Source organism: Runella sp. (assembly GCF_965279615.1).
GTDB lineage: Bacteria > Bacteroidota > Bacteroidia > Cytophagales > Spirosomataceae > Runella.
This window is the reverse complement of the sequence record NZ_OZ257252.1, coordinates 7,879,787-7,901,327: the sequence shown is the minus strand read 5'-3', so window position 1 is coordinate 7,901,327 and position 21,541 is coordinate 7,879,787. Positions and strand designations below refer to the sequence as shown.

25 protein-coding genes and 1 tRNA gene are annotated in these 21,541 nt (G+C 43.3%); 9 read left to right on the top strand and 17 right to left on the bottom strand.

Features of this window, described 5'->3' with window-relative positions; translation table 11 throughout:
* Positions 1 to 52: 52 nt before the first annotated feature.
* A complete protein-coding gene (locus ACQY73_RS33540; protein WP_428659007.1) occupies positions 53 to 553 on the bottom strand; it encodes a pyridoxamine 5'-phosphate oxidase family protein in 501 nt (166 codons plus the stop codon).
* A 120-nt stretch (positions 554 to 673) separates the two neighbouring features.
* Here ACQY73_RS33540 and ACQY73_RS33535 point away from each other — a divergent pair, with 120 nt between their 5' ends.
* The 3 genes from ACQY73_RS33535 (at position 674) to ACQY73_RS33525 (ending at position 2,148) form a co-directional block, all read left to right on the top strand.
* Positions 674 to 1,171 carry an AraC family transcriptional regulator gene (locus ACQY73_RS33535; protein ID WP_428659004.1) on the top strand — a complete coding sequence of 166 codons (498 nt, stop codon included), beginning with the start codon at positions 674 to 676 and terminating at the stop codon, positions 1,169 to 1,171.
* A gap of 10 nt (positions 1,172 to 1,181) precedes the next feature.
* On the top strand, positions 1,182 to 1,565 hold the full coding sequence (locus tag ACQY73_RS33530; protein ID WP_428659002.1) for a VOC family protein: 384 nt from the start codon (positions 1,182 to 1,184) through the stop codon (positions 1,563 to 1,565).
* Between the two features lie 91 nt (positions 1,566 to 1,656).
* Positions 1,657 to 2,148 carry an N-acetyltransferase family protein gene (locus ACQY73_RS33525; protein WP_428658999.1) on the top strand — a complete coding sequence of 164 codons (492 nt, stop codon included), beginning with the start codon at positions 1,657 to 1,659 and terminating at the stop codon, positions 2,146 to 2,148.
* A gap of 82 nt (positions 2,149 to 2,230) precedes the next feature.
* On the opposite strand, the gene ACQY73_RS33520 is transcribed toward ACQY73_RS33525, so the two are convergent.
* Positions 2,231 to 3,382, bottom strand: coding sequence for a cysteine desulfurase family protein (locus tag ACQY73_RS33520; RefSeq protein ID WP_428658995.1), 1,152 nt, complete (start codon positions 3,380 to 3,382; stop codon positions 2,231 to 2,233).
* Positions 3,383 to 3,494: 112 nt separating this feature from the next.
* Here ACQY73_RS33520 and ACQY73_RS33515 point away from each other — a divergent pair, with 112 nt between their 5' ends.
* From ACQY73_RS33515 to ACQY73_RS33490, 6 genes are all read left to right on the top strand, one after another.
* Positions 3,495 to 5,984, top strand: coding sequence for a hypothetical protein (locus ACQY73_RS33515; RefSeq protein WP_428658992.1), 2,490 nt, complete (start codon positions 3,495 to 3,497; stop codon positions 5,982 to 5,984).
* Entirely contained in the window at positions 5,899 to 8,298 is a 2,400-nt protein-coding gene (locus ACQY73_RS33510; protein ID WP_428658989.1) for a hypothetical protein, read from the top strand. The genes ACQY73_RS33515 and ACQY73_RS33510 overlap by 86 nt, the downstream gene beginning before the upstream one ends.
* Positions 8,299 to 8,455: 157 nt before the next feature.
* Positions 8,456 to 8,528: transfer RNA gene (locus ACQY73_RS33505), tRNA-Phe, on the top strand.
* A 34-nt stretch (positions 8,529 to 8,562) separates the two neighbouring features.
* Complete coding sequence (locus ACQY73_RS33500) at positions 8,563 to 9,771, top strand: tyrosine-type recombinase/integrase (protein ID WP_428658986.1); 1,209 nt, start codon at positions 8,563 to 8,565, stop codon at positions 9,769 to 9,771.
* Between the two features lie 59 nt (positions 9,772 to 9,830).
* Complete coding sequence (locus ACQY73_RS33495; protein WP_428658983.1) at positions 9,831 to 10,358, top strand: hypothetical protein; 528 nt, start codon at positions 9,831 to 9,833, stop codon at positions 10,356 to 10,358.
* 44 nt (positions 10,359 to 10,402) lie between these two features.
* Positions 10,403 to 11,254 carry a toll/interleukin-1 receptor domain-containing protein gene (locus ACQY73_RS33490; protein WP_428658980.1) on the top strand — a complete coding sequence of 284 codons (852 nt, stop codon included), beginning with the start codon at positions 10,403 to 10,405 and terminating at the stop codon, positions 11,252 to 11,254.
* A gap of 83 nt (positions 11,255 to 11,337) precedes the next feature.
* Here ACQY73_RS33490 and ACQY73_RS33485 read toward each other — a convergent pair whose 3' ends face one another.
* The 15 genes from ACQY73_RS33485 to ACQY73_RS33415 all read right to left on the bottom strand — a co-directional run bounded on the left by ACQY73_RS33485 (position 11,338) and on the right by ACQY73_RS33415 (position 21,541).
* On the bottom strand, positions 11,338 to 12,645 hold the full coding sequence (locus tag ACQY73_RS33485; RefSeq protein WP_428658977.1) for a hypothetical protein: 1,308 nt from the start codon (positions 12,643 to 12,645) through the stop codon (positions 11,338 to 11,340).
* Positions 12,646 to 12,668: 23 nt separating this feature from the next.
* Complete coding sequence (locus ACQY73_RS33480; protein WP_428658974.1) at positions 12,669 to 15,059, bottom strand: hypothetical protein; 2,391 nt, start codon at positions 15,057 to 15,059, stop codon at positions 12,669 to 12,671.
* 60 nt (positions 15,060 to 15,119) lie between these two features.
* Positions 15,120 to 15,470 (bottom strand): hypothetical protein, encoded by a 351-nt coding sequence (locus ACQY73_RS33475; RefSeq protein WP_428658971.1) that lies wholly within the window; start codon positions 15,468 to 15,470, stop codon positions 15,120 to 15,122.
* Positions 15,467 to 16,105 carry a hypothetical protein gene (locus ACQY73_RS33470; RefSeq protein WP_428658968.1) on the bottom strand — a complete coding sequence of 213 codons (639 nt, stop codon included), beginning with the start codon at positions 16,103 to 16,105 and terminating at the stop codon, positions 15,467 to 15,469. The genes ACQY73_RS33475 and ACQY73_RS33470 overlap by 4 nt, the downstream gene beginning before the upstream one ends.
* Positions 16,027 to 16,611, bottom strand: coding sequence for a hypothetical protein (locus ACQY73_RS33465; RefSeq protein ID WP_428658965.1), 585 nt, complete (start codon positions 16,609 to 16,611; stop codon positions 16,027 to 16,029). Before ACQY73_RS33465 ends, ACQY73_RS33470 begins: the two co-directional genes overlap by 79 nt.
* The gene (locus ACQY73_RS33460; RefSeq protein ID WP_428658962.1) at positions 16,608 to 17,171 is read right to left on the bottom strand and encodes a transglycosylase SLT domain-containing protein; all 564 of its coding nucleotides are present in this window, start codon (positions 17,169 to 17,171) and stop codon (positions 16,608 to 16,610) included. Before ACQY73_RS33460 ends, ACQY73_RS33465 begins: the two co-directional genes overlap by 4 nt.
* Entirely contained in the window at positions 17,168 to 17,524 is a 357-nt protein-coding gene (locus tag ACQY73_RS33455; protein ID WP_428658959.1) for a hypothetical protein, read from the bottom strand. The genes ACQY73_RS33460 and ACQY73_RS33455 overlap by 4 nt, the downstream gene beginning before the upstream one ends.
* Positions 17,525 to 17,528: 4 nt before the next feature.
* Positions 17,529 to 18,194 (bottom strand): hypothetical protein, encoded by a 666-nt coding sequence (locus tag ACQY73_RS33450; protein ID WP_428658956.1) that lies wholly within the window; start codon positions 18,192 to 18,194, stop codon positions 17,529 to 17,531.
* Positions 18,195 to 18,214: 20 nt separating this feature from the next.
* Positions 18,215 to 18,490 (bottom strand): hypothetical protein, encoded by a 276-nt coding sequence (locus tag ACQY73_RS33445; protein ID WP_428658954.1) that lies wholly within the window; start codon positions 18,488 to 18,490, stop codon positions 18,215 to 18,217.
* A gap of 45 nt (positions 18,491 to 18,535) precedes the next feature.
* A complete protein-coding gene (locus ACQY73_RS33440) occupies positions 18,536 to 19,036 on the bottom strand; it encodes a hypothetical protein (protein WP_428658951.1) in 501 nt (166 codons plus the stop codon).
* A 51-nt stretch (positions 19,037 to 19,087) separates the two neighbouring features.
* Positions 19,088 to 19,276, bottom strand: coding sequence for a hypothetical protein (locus ACQY73_RS33435; RefSeq protein ID WP_428658948.1), 189 nt, complete (start codon positions 19,274 to 19,276; stop codon positions 19,088 to 19,090).
* A gap of 99 nt (positions 19,277 to 19,375) precedes the next feature.
* On the bottom strand, positions 19,376 to 20,020 hold the full coding sequence (locus ACQY73_RS33430) for a hypothetical protein (RefSeq protein ID WP_428658946.1): 645 nt from the start codon (positions 20,018 to 20,020) through the stop codon (positions 19,376 to 19,378).
* A 62-nt stretch (positions 20,021 to 20,082) separates the two neighbouring features.
* A complete protein-coding gene (locus ACQY73_RS33425) occupies positions 20,083 to 20,433 on the bottom strand; it encodes a hypothetical protein (RefSeq protein ID WP_428658943.1) in 351 nt (116 codons plus the stop codon).
* Positions 20,430 to 20,888: an LEA type 2 family protein gene (locus ACQY73_RS33420; RefSeq protein ID WP_428658940.1), complete on the bottom strand. Its 459-nt coding sequence runs from the start codon at positions 20,886 to 20,888 to the stop codon at positions 20,430 to 20,432. Before ACQY73_RS33420 ends, ACQY73_RS33425 begins: the two co-directional genes overlap by 4 nt.
* Positions 20,885 to 21,541: a hypothetical protein gene (locus tag ACQY73_RS33415; protein ID WP_428658938.1), complete on the bottom strand. Its 657-nt coding sequence runs from the start codon at positions 21,539 to 21,541 to the stop codon at positions 20,885 to 20,887. The genes ACQY73_RS33420 and ACQY73_RS33415 overlap by 4 nt, the downstream gene beginning before the upstream one ends.

Genomic DNA, 21,541 nt, shown 5'->3' with positions numbered 1-21,541 from the left:
AAATGCACAGGGCAGGTCCTGTGCGTTTTTGTTTGTGGCCGGGTTGACGAATCTATAATTTTATAGTACCGTATTCTCCTTCTTCGTATTCTTTTCCCGTAACGAGTGCTTTGGCCATATTGAACAAAACAACCATTTTACTGGAAGAACTGTCCCAATATTCTGCCGAGTGTGGATCAACTTTAATCAATAATAATTCAGGATCGTCCTTTCCTTCCGGAAACCATACTTTGATCATCGGATTCCACAATTCGTCTATTTTTTTAGGATCATGCACGATTTTGGCCGCACCCATCACGCATACATACGTATTGTCGTCGGGTTGTGAGTAACACACACAGACATCGGGATTGTCTTCGATTTCATCAATTTTCTCTGATGATTCTTTCGAAAAAAACCAGATATTCCCGTCCTTATCCACATCGGATGTCCCCATTGGACGGCTGTGAATGTGTCCGTCTGCGCTGTGGGTACACAGCATCGCAACGCGGATATCTTTCACCATTTCTCTAAAATCTTCTTTGGTTTTGGCGGGGCCTTTTGAATTTTCCATGACTTTTCTGTTTGAATAATTAAACATTTACATCATCTTGCCAAAATAAGCATGCCATTGCATTTAGAGGCTGTTAGTCCCCAAAAACCGGCTAAATTTGGGCAAACCTTTCCACCCAAAATGACTTTTTATCAACAACAATTTATTGCTATCCGAGCCAAAGTGTTCCCTAAAGACTACTTATGCACACAAGTCATTCGGGCTAAACAATTCATTGACAGCCACTTTAATGACCCGATCGCATTACAGGACATGGCCAAAGAAGCCTATGTTTCTAAGTTTCATTTCTTACGGCTTTTCAAACTCATTTACGGAAAAACGCCCCACCAATACCTGACCGAAGTTCGTATTGAACAGGCCAAACTGTTTCTGCAAACCGATCTCAGCATTGCCGAGATTTGCTTTGCAGTAGGATTTGACAGCGTTAGCTCATTCAAAGGGCTTTTCAAACGATATACCGGCGTCACTCCCACCGCCTACCGAACCAAGCTTTCGTCTCAATCTCTCATTTCGCAGTCACCGCTACGATTCCTGCCTTTTTTCCTTTCGTTGAAAAAAAGCAATTTTCAAGACGCCCAACCCAACGGTAATTCTGACCTTTGTGTTTCTACTAACTAAACACAGCACAATGAAGATTCGACTTACAAGTCTTATGGTTGACGATCAGGAAAAAGCCCTTCGATTTTATACAGAAGTGTTGGGTTTTGTCAAAAAAACGGAAATCCCGATGGGAGAGCACAAGTGGCTGACGGTGGTATCGAGTGAAGAACAAAACGGGGTGGAATTGGTCCTCGAACCGGTTAGTTTTCCACCCGCCCAAACGTTTCAAAAAGCACTTTATGAAGCAGGAATTCCGCTCACAGCTTTCAACGTAGACGACATTGAAAAAGAGTACGAACGATTGGAAAAAGCAGGCGTCGTTTTCAGCATGAAACCCACCCGCATGGGCGGCGCAATGTTGGCCGTTTTTGACGATACCTGCGGTAATAATATTCAGATCTTTCAGGTGTAGCAGGTAGAGGTGGAACACTTTTTTAGGAATACTTGGAAAGTTTAAAAGACTTTCCAAGTCTGAAGAGGTTAACACCATATATCATTTCATTATGCTGATCCGAGAAGCAAAGTCGAGGGATTTACCGGTCATTCTGGACATCATGAACGAGGCTATTCTTAATACTACTTCCATGTATGCCTATGATGCTCATACCAATGCAACGCTGCATCAATGGTTCATCAAAAAGCGGCTGGATAAGATGCCGATCTTTGTGTGCGAGGTTGACCATAAAGCCGTGGCGTACAGCTCCTTCGATACCTTTAGAATATGCGACGCGTACAAATTCAGCGTCGAAAATGCCATTTACGTCCATAAAGATTTTCGCGGCCGGGGAATCGGGAAGCAATTATTGAATACGTTGATCGACCGTGCAAAAAAAGATGGCTACCATACGATGATCGCGGGAATCGATTCCTCTAATCAGGGAAGTTATCATTTCCACGAACAACTTGGGTTTACTGAAATGGGGCGTTTTCGTGAAGTGGGGTATAAGTTCGGCCGATGGCTTGATTTGGTTTTTATGCAGTTGATGCTGGCATAACAAAAACAGAACGCTGATGTTTAAGATTGTTATGAATCATAAATTACTCTTAAAAATCATGAACATCAGCGTTCAATTAACCTCAAACCGCACTTTGCACCCGCATTCGCTCTACTACTTCTATAATATGCTGAAGGGCAAAATCAATTTCTTCTTTGGTGGTAAAACGGCCTAAACTAAACCGCAGTGAAGCATACGCCTGATCGTCGGTAAGGCCCAAAATCTTCAGAATATACGAAGGTAACACCGACGCCGAAGTACAGGCCGAGCCGGTCGATACGGCAATGTCTTTCAGGCTCAAAAGGAGATTTTCGCCGTCTACGTGTTCAAAACAAATATTGGTCAAATGCGCCAAACGATGCTGCATATGTCCGTTGACAAATGTGTGAGGAATATTTGCTAAAATACCCTTTTCCAAACAGTCGCGCAGTAACGCGAGACGTGCGGTTTCACCGGTCATTTCTTTTTGGGCGATTTCACAGGCTTTTCCCAATCCCACAATTCCCGGCACATTGAGCGTACCCGAGCGGCGGCCGCGCTCATGCCCTCCCCCGTCCATCTGCGCGATGATATCTATTCCCTGTCGCACCGCCAACGCTCCGATGCCTTTGGGGCCGTACAATTTATGCGCCGACAAACTCAGCAGATCAATTCCTTCCTCTGCCATATCAATCGGCAATTTCCCAACGGCCTGCGTCGCATCAGTATGAAATAAAGCCCCGCCATTGTGTGCGATAGTTGCCAATTCACGGATCGGCTGAATGACGCCGATTTCGTTGTTAGCGTACATCACTGACACCAAAATCGTATCAGGTCGCATAACATCCGCCACCTGTTGCGGCGTGATAAGTCCATCAGTAGCAGGAATTAAATAAGTTACTTCAGCACCCAATTGCTCCAAATGATGGCAGGTATCCAATACCGCTTTGTGTTCTGTAGCAAGCGTAATAATATGTTTTCCTTTGTACGAATATCTCTCAAATACTCCTTTGATTGCCAAGTTATTAGCCTCCGTTGCTCCGCTCGTAAAAGCCACTTCTTTGGGGTTGGCACGGAGCAATTTTGCCACTTGTTTGCGCGCCGTTGCCACCGCTTCTTCGGCAGTCCAACCATAAAGGTGCGTGCGACTGGCCGCATTTCCAAAGTTTTCGGTAAACCACGGCAACATCACTTCCAACACGCGTGGGTCAACGGGCGTAGTGGCATTGTAATCCAAATAAACAGGCAAACGCATGAAGAATCGTTATTTTTTTACGAAAATAACGACAAAGACCTAAAAATCAAAAGAACGCCGTGAGGTGGTTAATTTATGATTGGCCGGCTATCTTTGCCCGCATTCCCAAACAATGAAAACTGTCACCCTTATTCTGCTGTATCTTTCGCTGCCCCTTTTCATTTTTTGGTGGGGTTGGTTTGATTGGTGGGTAGCACTGCCGCCAACGATTGCGTCAGTTTATTTTTACGGTATTTTTTGGCGTTCTTCGTACAATGCTATCTTCACCGGGTTTTCAAAAAAAGAGCTGATCATTCCTCTTGCCTGTCTGTTTCTTGCTTTTATTTGGACGTATCTCGCCGGTGTGGGCGAATTTCGACCTCAGCATTTTGATTATTACAAGCACAACCTGATTTTCAATAATTTAGTACGCTACGACTGGCCCGTTCGTTATGCCGACGGCTCTTACTTCTGCTATTATCATGCATATTATTTACCGCCGGCATTGCTTGCGCGTTGGGTCGGAGGCCTGCCTTATGTGCACTATTTTATTTTCGGTTGGACTTGGACGGGACTTGGGTTGTTATTTATCCTTTTGCATAAATTAAATGGTTGGAAATTGGTCGGATTATTTTTGTTTTTCAACAGTCCCGAAGCCATTTTACTCATCTATGACGCGTTCAAAGCGCCTGATTCTTTGGCTTTTCTCAACGATGTTTGGTACAATGACCATACCATTGAGTTGGTTCAATCACCGGGCGGACTTTTGTTTCACAGTTTTATAGAGTCGTTTATTGCCACGCCGCAACATGCCCTTCCCGCATGGTTGACTACCGGGACGCTGCTAATATTTTGGCAAAAAGAATCAAAGCCTACCCTACTCTTTTTACCTTTTGTTCTATTTGTTGTTCTACTCTATTGGTCGCCGTTGGTTGCAGTCGGCTTTCTTCCGTTGGCGATCTATTTCTTTTTTGTCAAAAAAACGGCTGATTATTCCACCGGTAACTATCCGCGTTTTGTCTTTTACACGTTGTTGATCGCTATTCCTGCCTTGGTATTTTATGCGGGTCATGTTTCTCTTAATGAGGCTCATGGCTGGTGGTGGATATTTTTCAAAACGCCCAAAGGCGTTGTTTTTTTACTTGTGTTTATCCTCTTGGAAATCGGGATTTGGGGAGCAATTATTGGGATTTTTTATAAAAATAAAGCGATCTCAAAACAGAACTTTGGGTTGTTGCTTTGTGCATTGTCTGTACTTTTGGGATTGGCCCTTTATCGTTACGGACATTTCAACGATTTGTCACGCCGTGCCTGTTTACCGGCGCTGCTCGTTATTTGTTGGGGCATCAGTACCCTTTCTTTTAAAAAGCCTTTGCTCTTTGCCACACTTATTCTCTGTACCTTATTACCACTCAAACAGCACCTTCGATGGTTCTATAAACGTCCTTATTCCGCCATTGCGGACAAAAAAATAACGGATTTCACCCCCTATCCTATTCATTATTTGCGTCAATACCATCAAGGTTCTTTTGATCCGGTAACGCAGTATTTAGGAAAAGCCGATGCGTGGTATCTGCGGTATTTTGCTCCTGACATTTCACCGACGCCAAAACAGGTAACCCGTGCTTTTTACTATTGGAAATCCTCCTTTCAACTCACTGAATATGAGAAACAAGTGCTTAAACGCTATGCTATTCAGCGGTTATACATCAAATTTTTTGACGTAGACTGGGATGCTTCAACGCGCCGGGCAGTACCAAAAGCAGCCATTCGTTTTGTCGAGAATCCGCTGTTAGAGGTTACCCCTACGGTATTTGTTACCAATCGCACGCTCGAAAAACTCTCGTGGGGTGGTGTGGATGAATTGGCAGAAAATATAACCAACAAGATCAACGATCTCATCCCACGAATCAACCCTGACTCGCTTTCTGTGCCGAAGGAAATCCAAATCGACTGCGATTGGTCTGTGGCGACCCGTGCCAAGTATTTTCGGTTATTGGTGCAACTAAAAAAGAAATTGCCTACTGCCACGCGCCTTTCTGCCACCATTCGTCTTCATCAGATCAAGTTTTACCGAACTACCGGCGTACCGCCCGTGGAGCGCGGAATGTTGATGTATTATAACATGGACGACTGGAAAAATCCCAAGACGGAAAACTCCATTTTAGACCTGACCGTTGCGGGGCGCTACGCCGATTATGTTTCGGCTTATCCGTTGCCCTTGGATCTGGTACTTCCTGTGTTTCGATGGGCGGTCGTGTACCGTAACGGGCGCTTTTTACGATTCGTCAACCACCTTACACACAAGCAATTATTGACAAATCGAAACTTTAAGAAATCGAAACTTCCCAACGCATACATTGCCCGACAAAACGGTACTTTTTTCGGTATTCCTGTACATCGCGGCGACCTGTTCCGGGTGGAAGAAAGTACCGTTGACAACCTAAAAATAAGTACCCAAACCTTAGTCCAAGAAATTCAAAATACAAAAGTTACCTTTGCGTTATATCACTTGGATTCCCTAAATCTCAGCTATTATGCCCTTCCAATTACCAACGTTTTCCTCCCCCAAAGGAACGAAATTCAAGACCCGATTCAACAACTATTTAAAGCCTTCCGCTAAAACAATTGCCGTGCTTTTACTGTTGGCATGTGCCGGCGGCCCCGCTGATCTAAACGAATTTACGAGCTATTTTCTCCCCGAAAGTGCCATCACATTGGCCGGCGACGGACGCTATCATTATACCCAACAATTTCTGTATCTGGACGAATACAGCGATTCGCTTCGCCTCGACGAAAATACCAACGCCGAAGCTTGGGCCACTTATGCAGGCGTTTCCAATGAAACCGCCTACAACTATCTTTACTCCGACAAAACGGACAATACGCTTACCAATCGCCTGTTGCTGAAAGGCAACAAAGCCGCAATTGCATACCTGCAATTGGCAAAAACAGCCGACAATGCTTATCGACCTGCCACTTATTCATGGGAAGAAGGCAGCAAGGATTCGTTGGTTTTGGTAGAATCTTACGAAAAAGCAAAACAAAGTGCCCGCACCGCTACCGATGGCTTTTTGAAGGAACGCTACGGCTTTCAGGCGGTAAAATTGGCCATGATGCTCCAACAACCCGACGCCTGTGTTAAATTATACGACGAACTGATCAAGCCACTTAAAACCAAAACATTCATCAGCGATTGGGCCTTCGCCCGTCGCGCGGGAGCAAGTATGGCAATGGGCGATACAGCCAAATCCATTTACGAATTTGCACAAGTATTTGAACGTTGTCCTTCACGCCGCCGCGAGGCCGATCTGAGTTTGCGCATGAAAGGCATTACGTTTCAGGAAAAAGCCTTAAGCTATTGTCAGAATGACACCGAAAAAGCTGCTGTATACGCGCTCTGCGCCATTCAACCGTTTGAAGAAGGTTTACCTTTTCTAAAAAAAACGGTAGAGCTGAATCCCAAAAACAGCCTTATTGAACTTATTGCTGCACGTGAGATCAACAAAACCGAATATTATTCATTGGGCGAAATTCCTTATACCGAAGATACACTGGCTTTTGAAGCGCACCGCAAAGATTCTCCTTCATATTTCGAAGAATTAAAATCATTTACGGTCGACTGTGCCGAAAACAAAAACCTCAACAATCCTGCATTTTGGTACACGGCTGCCTCGTATTTGGCGTACGTGAACAAAGAATATGATCAAGCCGGCGAATATCTGACCAAAGCGCAGGCCCAATCTACACAAAACGAGTTCCTAAAGCAGCAAATGGTTACTCAGCAAATGTTGCTTTTGATTGCTAAACAGGAGGCCATTACGCCCGAATTTGAAATGCAGGCCATCAGTATGTTGGAGCAATTCAATGGTTCCGACAATTTCCGTTTGGTCAACGCCTATACACGCGCTTGCGGCTTGCTCGCTAAAATGTACCGAGGTCAACCAATTGATGAAAAAAAATCGGGCGGTTTTCTTTCGGGTTGCAGCAAAAAATCAGGCGATGTATCCTCTGCGAATTTGGCTAAAGCATTTTTGTTGGAATCAGCATCCAGTTGGCAATCTCGCCCTCAAAACGGCGATGCATATGTGCCCGTTTTTGCGACCAATAACGACCGATACGCCGTCGAAGACAGCGCATCCACGGAGACCATTGAGCAAGTAATTCAATACTTGCAAGGGCCTTCCCTCACCGATTTTGACAAACGTTTGATAAAATTATCGGGCGTAGATGCAAACTACCTGTATGTAGTGCTGGGGCGTAAATACCTAAATGAACATCAATACGCCAAATCCGCCGCTGCTTTCGAAAAAGTAAATCCTACTGCCTGGACTGCCGAAACCTCCGTTTTTCCGACCTACTTCAACGAAAACCCCTTTCACCTTTCTCCCAATAACGGCGAAAATCCAACCCATACGCTCACCCCCGCCACGTTTGCGAAACGCATGGCTGAGTTGGAAAGCCAAATGAACAAAGGGGATGCTAAGGCAGCCTATCTATTGGGCTGTGGGGCTTACAACATCGGGTATTGGGGCAACAGTTGGATTCTTTCTCGCCGCCAGTGGAGCAGTACGGAATACCAATACATGTACCCGCCACAAGATCTCTCAGGTCAGGACTATTATGTAATGACCAAAGCGCGTACCTATTTTGAGAAAGCCATGCAATCCAAAGACACAGAATTGGCCGCCAAGGCAGCCTTTGGAGCGGCGCTCTGTGAGCAAAGTGCTTTTTTTATCTACCAAGCTGCTGAAGGTCGCGATTTGGGCTACGGCGAAGACGAACAAACCGCCTTCCAAAAACGCATGAATACGGAAGAAAAGAAACGCCTCGGCAAGTACTTTGCCCTGTTGCGCAGCAAGTACGCCAACACCCAATACACCAAAGAGGTGTTGGAAGAATGCAGTATATACCGCGATTTTGTGGGAGGCGAATAAATTTCTATTTGCCTTATCAACTGTAAAACAGTACAGTTACCTTCAAAACGCGATTATTACGAATAAAATCGCATATTTTTTTTACAAAAAAAGTTGCGTTATAAAAAGCACTTTCCTACCTTTGCAGTCCCAAATCAATAGGGAAAGCGACTGACACGGTGATGTAGCTCAGTCGGTAGAGCAAAGGACTGAAAATCCTTGTGTCGGCGGTTCGATTCCGTCCATCACCACTTAACCCGCCTAGAAGCAATTCTATGCGGGTTTTTGCTTTTAGCTACCATATTTGATACCGATTTTGGCATGGTAAAAGGCGAAAAATACTACTATAAAAAGTGCAAGTTTCGTAATGGGAAACGTGCTTTTGTAGATTTTTGGGCTTTTGATCTTGAAACCAACTCTTTAAAGAAGAAACGGGTTTTTTGTCCTGCAAACATCACAGGGAAAGCAAGGGAACTTTGGGGCAAGCAAACCAGCGACTACATAAACGGTTTACTTGAAAAAGGGTTGCACTTCCCCAAACAACAAAGCGAAGAACCTGCACCGGAATTAGTTATTTCCCAGCGACTACCGGAAGTAACCATTGTGGAAGCCATTGAAAAAGCATTGCCTATAAAGTTGGCAGAATTGCGCGGTGCTTCAAAAGATAGCTACGATTCAACTGTCAATAAGTTCAAACGTTATCTTGCCTCTAAAGGGCTGGAAAAGGCCAAAGTCAAAACGTTTGATTATAGTAATGTCATTGAGTACCGAGCGCACCTGATTAACGACTTAGGGAATGTTAACCGGACCGCCAACAACAATATCATAAATTTGGGGGCATTGTTTGAAATTATCAAAACCCTTAAATTTATTGATGTTGACCCGTTTGAGAAAGTAAAGGGGCTACCCGAACAAGATACCGAAATTCACGAAGTTTTCACGAAAGAGCATCAAACCATCCTTGAAGATTGGATGATTCAGAATGATCCTATTTTATACCTGTTCACTCGTTTTCAGTATCACGCCTTTATACGTCCAAAAGAAATAAAAGCCTTGCAGGTGAAAGATATTAATTTGGAGCGTAGAACTATCGTTGTCTCGTCAGGTATCGCCAAAAACAAAAAGAACGGCATTGTGCCGATAAATCAAACGCTCTATCAGGACTATTTAAGCATCTTGGCTACCTACCAAAATAAAGCCCTGCCCAATAATCTCATTTTTGGTAAACTATTGACCTTGTTTGTTAAAGAGCCTCTATCCGAAAATTACGCTTACAATCGACATTGCAGGGCTTTAGAAGCGTGCCATTTAACTGAATACGAATACACTTTATATAGCTGGAAACATACGGGCGCGTGTCGAGCGATTGAGGCAGGTGTGAACGTTAGAAAGTTACAGGGATTGCTACGCCATTCAAGCCTTGAAGAAACAGACAGATATTTACGGTCGCTGGGTATATCCCTGCAAAATGAAAAGCTAAATGAAACATGGTAGTAGCGATAAATCAATGATAAAATGATTACTTTAGCTGGATATATTATTCCATTGATAAAATGTCCAGAAAAGTTAAAACTGCAATAGAATCATTTGAGGATTTGCGTTCTCAAATCAGCAAAGTATCCGATTGGGGAAGTTATAATATATGGGAGACTCAACTAAACGAACATTATAGGCAGTATTTTGGGGTTGACACTCCTATTATAAATAATTTAAAAAATTTAACTTATAGTTTTACCTCTGGCGACTATTTTGATAGTAGAAAGTTTTCTCAAAAGGCGAATCATTTATTAGACACTTCAATATCCCTCCTAAAAACTCATGGTGTAGCGCCTAAGCTTAATTTTATACATAAAATTAACAATGAATGGCTGATTGCAATTATTACAGTTATTATACCGATATTAATAGGAATAGGCTTTAATTTTGGAATCAAGTATCAAAGCTATGATTATGCAGTTGAAAAAATGAAAATTCAAAAATCTTATGATTCTTTGTTGGTAGAACATAAGAATTTAAAGCTCTTGTTATCAAATATAATTTCTGATTCTACTAGTCATAAGCATATTTTGGGAATAAAATAATTTTAAGTACCTATTATTGAATAATTTAAACTATTGAAGGAAAAATGAAAGTATTTATAAGCTGGTCAGGAGATAGAAGTAGGCTTGTAGCTGAACTTTTAAATAATTGGCTACAACGTGTTCTTCAAAACATAAACCCCTGGCTATCTACAAAAGATATTGATCGAGGCTCATTATGGTATACTTCTATTGCTGGTCAACTTGCAGAGACAAATAATGGTATTGTTTGTTTAACAAAATCAAATATTAATAAGCCATGGATACTTTTCGAAGCAGGAGCATTAGCTAAAGGATTACCTTCAAATCGGGTTTTTACATTTTTAATAGATCTAGATGCATCAGATGTATTTGACCCGCTAGCTCAATTTAATCACACGATTCCTACCAAACAAAGTGTTTATCAATTAGTAAGTTCAATTAATCGTGGTTTGGTACTTAATAATCAGGGACTAAAGGATGAAGTGTTACAAGAAGTTTTTGATACGTTTTGGCCTAAATTTGAGGAGCAATTCAGAAAAATATTAGAGGATACAAATGAAGAGGGTAGTGTTACAGTTGAGAAGCCTAGTGGTGATGAAGTTCTAAATGAAATTTTAACCTCTGTAAGAGCTATGGACAGACGTCTTCGTAAAATTGAAGATAAAAGCTACAGCGCTGCAACTAGTAATACAGTATATGAAGACTTAGATAAAACTCTTGATCTTCCTATTGAGGTTCTTGATTTAAGACAGGTGATAATAAAATTTTTGAAATCAGTGGGAGTAAGTACCATTAGGCAAGTAGTCAATTTAGATATTGGTACTTATCATTCATTGTCTAAATCCGGAAAAGATGAAATTTTGGGTGCATTGCAAAACATTGGCATTACTCCACATTGGGTTAGCTTATTTACGTAATTTATAGAAATACTAATCACATAAAAGCCCGTACAAGTTGTACGGACTTTTATTTTCATTTATGGAAAAACTTACAACAAATACTATCCTGTACAGCGTACATTAGGCAGTACACCACCGTTATTATTTTTAAGCGTATTGAAAGCACCCAACAAACCGCCTTCATAGCCGTTTTGGTTGTAAATATCGGCCAGCGAGTAAGACAGTAAATCCGTTCTTTGGGGCGTTTGTACGGGCTTATCCCAATCGCCCGTACTTTGCAGACGGTTACGGGTTTGCTTAAATACTTCCCAGCCCTGACCGCCTCCGCTATTGTCGGGGGTATGGAAAGCAAAACTTAACAGGTTTGCGCCCTGTTGGATACTTACGCGGTGACGGTCTGCCAGTTGGTCAGCGTTTGCACCATCGGCGTTAGTCCATTCAACCGCCCAAAATTTACCGGTTCTTATTTTCCAGTCCTGACAAAGTGCGGCGTTAAATTCGGGACTGTCAAAAATTCGCGGATTGTTCTTAATAAACTTGATGGATGGATGGTTGGCGATATTTTCAAAGTCAAATGAACCAACACCCCTATGGCTTCCAATGAAAAAACTACCTGCGTCGTATCCCATTCGCCAGCCGTTAAACTCATTGCAAATGGCATGAAATTTTTCCTTTAATTGCGAGGACTCATAGCGCAAATAATCCAGATTTTGCATTTGATTCAAACCACCGCTTTTTTCCGTTTCGATGGGTGAAAAATCACCCTGCCAAATGTAATTATAAACAAATTCCTGTGTATGGTGACACGTTGGCAAACAAACGGGTATCATTTGCGCGTCCTGAAACGGTCTAAACTCGCTTTGTAGTTTATTGTGCCAGTTATAAACTTCGTTCCATTTGGTAGAAGCAAAAGAGAGTTGATAGGTTGCACCCGTTAAACGGTTTCCGTTCCGGTCCTGCATCATATCTGCCTGTGTAAATACACTACCCAATATTTTGCCCGTAATTTGTATATCCGGTTTTAAAACAATATAAAGGCCATTGTCAGCGGCTACATTGGCAAATTCTATATAGGGCGCAAAATCGTAGTTGCTTTTGCCTTTAAAGGTTTCGGAAATAGGAACAACCAATTGAATGGTATCTAATCCCTCTGCTTTTGTCAATCGGCAACGATTCGCCCAATTATCCGTGTCAATCACCATCAGCATTTTATACACCCGTAACGGGTCAAAATACATCTGTTTAACGCGGTATTTTTTACCCGCCGTTCTTGCGCCTGTGTCGGTGGTAACTTTCGACTTTTGATAGTAATACCAAATCAGGTACACTACTAGAGCAACTCCCAACGCGATAAAGAAAACCCGATTCCTGCTTACAAATCGGGTTAGTTTTTTTAGTGGCTTTGCCATTTTTTCAGAGAATTAATAGTTAATTAATTGACAAACTGCCATCCTACTACGTTGTCGTCCGTATTATCGCTTGAGCTGATTACAAAGGACGCTCCTGCTGTTCGAGCCGAAACCCGATAGGAGGCGACCTTTGCGCCGGATTGACTCGTAATCATAACGATACTGTTTGCAGTTACGGCGGTCGTATTAACCGTCGCTGTACCGCCCGCTAACGCAACTATGCCGGCCGCTGGTGCTGCTCCAGCTGTATTTATGTTCAGCTTGTCGGCTTGGACGGTCTTAACAAAAGCATTTTTCCAACGTGCATAACTTTCACCCAAATTCAAATCGTCGGTCGTTTCGGGACTAAAACGGCCATCCGTGAAAACAAAACCTTTGTTCGTCGTTCCAATCCGTATAACTCCTGCAATTGCATAACCGATTTTACCCAATAGCGTACCATCACTTTTAGTAATCTTCAACATATCATAATCACTCACATCTGATATGATTGAAAAGGGGTTTATGCTAAAAAAACGCATTGCACCAATGAGTTTTTTAGTTATTCGCGTATACCAGCCGCTTTGTTCATTTATAACGACGGGATGCTCTACAAAGCCGCCAATTGTATTGTTGATGGTAAGAATATTATTCTGTATAAAGACGTTAGGGCGGTCGCTCATCGTTTGCAAATCGTCGCCGTTTTGGATTAGAACGTCCATAGGTACTAAGCGGGTTGTATAGCTTGCGGCGGTCGGTACATAATAGCGTCCCATTTGCTTAACCCTTGCTTGTGTTGCGCTGATATAATCCCAAATCTGTAAACGTCGGTCCGGGTCTACCTGCAACATACCGCCTACGTGAATGTCCGTTAAAACGAGTCCTGAAATGACCGTTATAATGCCCGTTCCTGAATCATAACTAAAATTTACGTTGGCAACTTCCGGTGTACGTTCCTGATAAAAGTGTACATGGTTGTCCTGTATTGAAAGATTCGCAGGTTGATACGCGCCCGTTGTTTTGCGGAGAATAATAGCCGAATAGGTGCTTAAATTCTGGAAATAGTTATCATTAAGAATGAGACCGGTACCGAAACGGTCGGCACGAACGGCGCAACCGTCAAAATAGTTGTGACTGATAATATCACCTACCGACGTTTCTAAAACATCAATACCAACCGGTCCTTTCACGCCGTAGAGGTGATTGCCTCGTATGAGATTGTTGCCGCCTCTGGTAACAATGGGCGTTACTACGTTGATAAGATAGGTATTGTTAATAAACGCATCTCCCTGAATGTCAATAAAGTTAGGAGATGGTGTTGCGTCTACATAGTTACGTACGTAACAACCATCAATGGTAACATCGTAAGTATGCAACTCTGTCTTTATGAATTGGCTGATTTCTGAGGCCCGGACTTTGTTGAACTTCACAGAAATAGACGTATCAGCCACGTAGAAAGCGTTTCGATTTGCAATGCTGTTGGCTTTTCCATAGATCATCAAACTTTCAAAATCCACGTTTTCACAGTCTGCCAAACGAAAAAGGTACTTATCAGCAGTAGCGGCCAGTCCGTCACCAATGTAAAATGTACCGTTCCGAATCGTAAACTGTCCCGCTTTGCGTCCCCCGATAGTGGGCAAGGTTAATTCCTGACTTATTTTGTAGCAACGACCTCTTAGGTCGATCACAGGGAATCCTAATTCTGCCGAATAATTGGCGCTTACTTGGTCGAGTTTTGCATAGTATTTAGCAAACGCAACCAAATAATTTTGAAAGCCTACCCCGTCCTCATTAACCCCATCACCTTTGGGGCCAAACACTTCAGGATATAAATACGTATCAATAACCCGTTTCAGTCGTTGCCCGTTGTTCGTTACAACTGTCAATACATCATCCCCCGGTGTTGTGGTATCTGCCGCGTCAAGTTTGTAATTACCTTCTTTCAAATCGTCTTTCAGGTAGACAGCTTGATAGTTGGTCAGCACGGAATTGGGAACTGCTTTCATTTCCGCGAGGCTGTAACCCTTTCCGGCACTATCGCCTTTTAATGTTGACACTTTCCACCAGTTAGAATTATCATGGATTTCATACTCTCTGTCAGGGTCAAACGGAATACCTGTATTGCTCAATTTCTCCCATAATGTACCGGTCGTTGTGTTTATCCAAAAATCTCCCTGTGAATAGATAGATTGATCCGGGCCGGGATTAGTTGTACCATAATAAAACTTTGGTGCCGGTGTTCCTGCCGGACCTTGTACCCCTTGCGGTCCGGCTGCGCCCGTTTCTCCTTTTGCTCCCTTCAAAGGATTTACAACGGGTTCCATTTCAGGTTCTTTGTTGTTGGGAGTAGTTTGCACTACTTCTTTTTTTTGCTTAGACGCAAAAAAAACTATCAGAATAATGACAGAAAAAACAAAAAAAAATGTCTTGTTCATGTTGATGAAGTTTGAAGGATAAAACAATAGGTAGCGGCTTAGGCCGCTACCATTGACCAATTAACCCACCGCTTCGGAAACCATCCGAAAATCTTTAAAGGCTACGATTGTTTCAATCAATGAGGTTGCCGTTTTAATCACCTGCTCACATAGGGCGCGGGTTCTTGGTGTCAACTCCATGTCCATTTCGTCGGCCACTAAATGCGTAAGCGTTTCGCGCTGGTCGCTCGTCAGGTTCCTGAATCCATCCCAAACGCCTTCTAAATTATCAAAGGCGGGTTTGATAACAGGAATCACCCGAAACACTACGGGAATGTCTTTCAGGTTTACTTTTCCATCCTGCATGATCTGGAAAATTGCGGCAATGAAACGCGCCAGAAAGCGCATAAATTCGGTTACTTCGTAGTTCATTGAATTGTAGGTTTTTGAGGTGAAATGTAGGTTTTTCGCATCTCTGCGTATTTCTTAGGGTCGATTGGTATTGCGTCGCTGTACCAGTCATAAGCGCCAATAAGCAGGTAGTACGGCCTGATTTTTTCCATCACGCCATCGGTTTTACCTGCTACCCTGTTGACGCTGTTGGCATTGCTGGTATTTCCTTCGATAGTGACTACATACGCGGGATAGGCTTGCTTTAATACACCTACATGGTAGCGGCTGAACTTCATCAGTACGACCATTCCCGCCCGTAATTCCTTTACACTTTCAGCGGTGGTTTTGGCTCCCAGCTTTACCCCTTTTTCCCGTTTCCAGGAAAGGGCTACGGCGGGGCTGGTATTCTTCGGTTTGAGTCCCGCCAGTAAATGCCAGCTATACACAGCGCAACCGCAATACGGGGCTTTCCAGCGGTTCAAATCCTTTGCTACCGTTGCGCGGTAAAAGTCAAAAAGCGGATCATCATTATTGCGGGTTCTCTCTATCGTTCCTACGTCTCTTTGTGCAATGTCTACAATCACCTGCTTTTGGGCTACTGCATCAAAATTCCCAAAAACAGCAACGCATAGATAAGCATACGTACAGAACGTTTTAAGAGAGAAAGCGTACATCGTTGAAAGGGTGTTAGGTTATTGAAATCGTTGTCAAAGCCAAATTCGGGACGAATAAAAGCAGTAGCGTAAAACCATTCTTTGCGGTCGGTAACGAGCGTAAAGAGTTCAAAAAACATCTTGCCGATGAGAAATACCAGCAATGTAATTCCCGCCTTTTCGATAGCCAGCGCGCCCAATGGTGTGATAGTATCGGCTAACTTAGCCGGCACAACTACGCACGCTTTGAATAAGAAAAAAAGTAAGGTGAATTTTACAATCAGGTCGGTCAAAAGATTGTCTCTGAACTTTCGGAAAAGGATTTTAAAATCTTCCTTCCAGCTTGATTTCGGCACGGGTTTAAACGTATTGTATTGGCTTTCAACCGTTTCAACCATGTACTTTTTAAAGCTTTCGGCGGTTACGTTGTACTCCGCTTCCAGTTCTTCAAACCCGATTTCGTTTTTTATGTAACGGTCTAAAATCTTCCGTTTTAAGGGATAGTCGAGGGTTTCAAAAGTTCTCATTTGCGGTGATAATAGAAGTAGACAATGATTAAAACAAAAATCAATAGGTAGGCAGTAGTTTGCGATACAACGGGTACATTACCCGCATAGCGTTTAATCATCGCTCCTACATCGCCAATGGTGAAATATCCCTTATTATCCGTATCAAACGCCTTATTTCCCGAATAGCCTGATGATCCTGAACGAAACAGAACGGTACTGTCGGGTAAGCCGGCTTTTGCGGGTAAAAAGACAATCATGTACAGGTCTGTGAGCGAGTTAACTTTTTCCCCTGCCTTCCAAAAGGCTAAGTACTTATCAACATAGTCCAGTTGTTGCACCCGCGACATAGCGGCTAACACGGCCTGTGTTGTCTTGAGTGTAGCGGCGGTGTTTTCTCGAAAACCGATTAATCCCGTGGCTCCGTTGCCGTGGTTGCCTGTGTTAAAGTTGATGGTGCTTTCAAAGCGCATAACTATCATCAGCCAGTCAGGACGAAAACCGTATTTAGCAGAAATTGCCCTTACTTTATCGGTAAAGGCAGTACGTATTGAGGCGGGTATGTTGACTTCGTAAATCATGGGATAACGGAGGTAATTAAACGTTCTTCAATACAGATATTCACAGGAATACCCAACCACCAAGAGACTTCTAAAATCAGGAATTTAAATGTTTGCATTTCGGCATTGACGGTGGTTAAACTGCCTACTAAAGCGGTCGAAATCAATTCGCCTTTTTTGTAGACCTTTACCACATTGTCAAAAAGCGGATTCCATTGGCCGTTGGCATTCTTTTCTACCGCAAAGCCAGTTACATCGTCCGCTTTTGCGTAGAATTTTCCCGTTACACGACTTGCTTTATTAGCGCGTCGAAACAGCAGGAAAAGCAGAATCAAGATAGAAACCGTTGCGAAAATTGCCTGATTCTTATTCATGGTGTTAGACGTAATTGGTGATACGGATAGCGGACTTAAGTACGTACCCTTTGGCCTCAAACAAATCAAACCAGCCGTACTTGTAGGTTACCACTACATAGCGGTACATTTTACCATCACTGTGTTTGAAATCGCGTTCCGACAAATAACGGCCTACGGTTTGCCCTGCGGTGTAACTTCTTTCCACCTTGCTGCTGTCATTGTAGTTTAACACGTTGACATTTGTAGCGGCCTGTACGTAGCGGGGTTTGTCAGGATCAACGGGAATCGGATTAGTGCCGCCGCCATTGGAATTAACCAATGACATCCATTTTTCAAAATCACCCTGTAACTCATCACGCAAACGGTCTAACAATTCTTCTCCAAACTGCTTTTGGTAGGCATTGCGCACGGCATTTAAGTCTTTGATTTGAACGGCTAAAGCAAACAATTTTTCTTCGTCCGTTCCATCTACATCAATCAGCGGGAAACCCAATAAAGCACCTTTTGGGTTACACGCCTGACGAATCAAAAATGCTATCTGTGCGTTGGCATCCCCTGCAATTGCATCGTATGCTTTCTGACGCTGATACAGCCTGATTGCACGGCTTAACATATAAACCATGATAACCACGAAAGCAAATATCAAAACATCGCGGCGCGTAAGTGAGAGAGAATTGTTAGAGGCCATTGCTTAGAGTAGGGTAAAGTTTACATAAAATCCCCAGCGATTTCCATAGCTAATGAAGCCATGTCCATCATAGAGGGCTTTTTCTTTTTGCCTGAAAGCGATTTGATTTTTCCGATTGTGTTCTCACTGAACAACTTGCGGAACATTTGCGGATTTTCAGACATAAAGGCGGTCAAATGGTCGAGGGCTACCGTAGCTTCTTCCTTCGGCATGGTCTTTGACATCGTTTCGAGAAAGTTGGTAATAGCGGCCTCTACATTTGCTGATTGTGTTACGGGGGCATTGTTGGTTTCCATTGTACTACGGGTTTTTGGTGAATAATTGGTTTAAAATGATTGGGTTTAACTAAAGAATTTCTTGGCATTAGCGGCCATTCCCGCCACGTTACCAAAGTCGTTTTTGAGGCGTGACAATGCAGTTTCGTCGTTGCTGTCGTCTTCGTCGGTTAGTTCGTCGATTGCTAATGCGACTTGTTCTATACGAGCCTCTATTTTGTCGAGCCGTTTGTCAAACTGTTCAATCAATACCCCATAGCGGGCATTGTCGGCAACCAGCTTTAACATAAAATCGCTTTGAGAGTTGCCACCCGAAAAGCCTTGATTTCCTGACATTGTAGTAGCGGTTTTGGTGAAAGAGAAATTATAACAGCCACGGTCTAAACGTTCGGTTTTGTGTACACATAGCTTGTATTTTCCATCCGAAAGCATCCCGTAAAACTTTTCAAACTCTGCTGTTCCGTCACCGCCATCGCCCGTAAAATCGGCTACTTTTTTGTCTTTGGAATCGTAAAGCGTCCAATATTTGTGATTAGGATATGCGCGTATAAAATCAGAAGGGTGCATAGTTCTAAAGGAGATAGATAGGCCGCTCCCGTTTAGGTTAGCGGCCTATGGTTAGCGTTTGCCTCTTACTTTGGATGCTCCGGCGGTGCGTTTCTGAATCGCCTGTTTTTGCTTGTCGGCTTGCAGTTTTTTGCCGTTTTCGGCTTGCACTTCTTTGAGGCGTTTTTCGTAGCGCGCCCATACAGCGGGGCTTGATGACGCTTTAGGGCGTTTTGGCAATGATTTGAGTTTGACAGCCATTTTTAGTATCGAATTTTGAGATTAAAGTATCGTTTTATGATAGGTCAGGAATAAAAAATATATGTACTCCTACCCTTTCTTTTCAGCGGCTACGCGTTCCTAGCGGCGCTTTCTGCGTTTTTTACCGCCTCCGTAGTTGTTATACAACCAGATCAACCCCAGAATAATACCCAATACAATCAGGATCGTAAGGGCGGGGTTTTGGGTTGCAAAGTCCTGTGCCTGTTCCCAAAGCGTTTTTGAGGTTGGAGTACCTGAACCGCCTGTACCGCCATCGCCACCCGTTGCGGCATTTGCTCCGCTGGAAAGTGTACCCGCCATCCAAGCATCCAAGTTGGTGCTGGTAATGATGTTCTTATTCGTCGGTACGGTGGTTATGTTCGTACCTTTTACGCTAAAGAGCGTTACCGTACCATCCCATAGACGGAGAAACGCGACGTTCGTCGGGGCGTTGTCGAGGGTGATGTAACCGTCTACATCCAACAAACCATCGTCGGCGGTTTCCATCAGGTTTGAGTAGTTTACAACTTCGGCAAGTTGTACTCCTGTTGCACCTGTACGGATTTGGTTAACAATGGAAGAACGGGAAAGAAACAGGTTTTTGTTGTCTGTACCTGCGTTTCCGTCGTGGTCGTGACGGACAAAAAGAAACTCACGACCGCTTGCGGCTTTACCCAAGTACACAACGCCCGTTCCGTTAAGTCCGGGAGTTGCACCTACGTTAAATCTGAGTGAATTTGCCATTTTGAAAAAAAATATAGAGTTTGTTGAAAAAGTGAAATTTGCGCGTCTGTACGGATAATGGTCTACTTCTTATTGCCTTTGAATACGAAGTAAGCCAGCACCAAAAATGCCACTACCCAGCCCAAACCTGAAAAAGTACTTGAGGTTTGTGTACCACTACCCGTTCCCGTGGTAACAGGCGTGTAAGGATCGTAGGTAGTACTGTTGTTTTTGATACCCGTTGGAAAAAGCACCTGCAAGACGTTTATAGCACCGCCTAAAATCTTATCGAAAAGCCCTTTATTTCCGCTACTGCCGGTAGGGTAATAAATGTCATTTTCGTAGATACCCAATGCTTCCGGGTCTTGGTAGCGTGTACCGTCGTCATTGAATCGGCCTATGATTTCGCCACGGCCATTTAATGCTAAAATCATAGTTGGGGTAAAGTTATAATTTGCGTATAGTCAACAGGGAAACCCAGCCCAAACGCCCGTACCTGCCCTTTAAAGTTGATTTTAACGGACTTAGAGGCGTTTTTAAGTTCGGGGAATATGTTAATCAAATTGACAATCGGAATAAACCAATCCGCGTAAACGGTCGTTTCTCCCAGCGCCGCAATGGTCTGCGATTTGAGAGCGTAGGCAGTACCCAAATAGTTAGCGTTGTAACCCGCTTGCAGGTTCAAGCCTGAAATGGTGATGCTTTCAGGATTGGCATTCAATACCCGTATCGGTAAAGTAAAATATACCGACGCATCACGTAAAGCAAAATTGCGCGGCAAACCCAGCGAGAAACTAAGGTTTGAAGCGGCAACGGCTTTACGCCAGTAAAACCAAACTACGGCCAATAGAATAACCACCACGGCCACGGTATAAAATCGTTTATTCATCGCATAATCAGGATTATAAGCACCAACACAAAGACCAATGCTACCCACGTCCAGACATTAGACGTTTTTGTTCCCGTCGAGGGCGTAACGGGTGTATTCGGATTGGACGGGCTGGGTGATCCGTTCGTAGGCGGGTTATAATTGGGGTAATTTTCCTGCGGGGTTACAATCGGCGAATTGGGATTAACCGCCCGTTGACGGTCGTTTTGTACCCGCGTGAACAGCATTTCATACGTGTACTCTTTTGCCAGCGTCACATACGTACTATAAATTGACTCCGTAAAGAATATTGGCAGAAAATAGTCTGGACGAACCGCTATGTTCCAAAACAAAATCAATTCATAGGCATCATAAGGCGCGTCTGTCTCACTCACCCTGCGTAGCTTCATCAGGATATTAACCACCCGTTCAATCGTTGGTGTAACATCATTGGGATTCAATTGCGCCCAATTGTCTACGTTTTGAAACACCTGCAAAATCTCTTTCCACGTTGCATTATCGTTGGGTATTTCGCGGATGCTGATTTTGCTCGTATTGTTGTCTACCGAAAAATACTGACTGTATTTCAGGTAAATAGCATTCGTTGAAATTACCCCAATATTGGAATTGGGATAAATATTTTGGGGTAAACCGCCTAGTGTTACGTTTGCCAT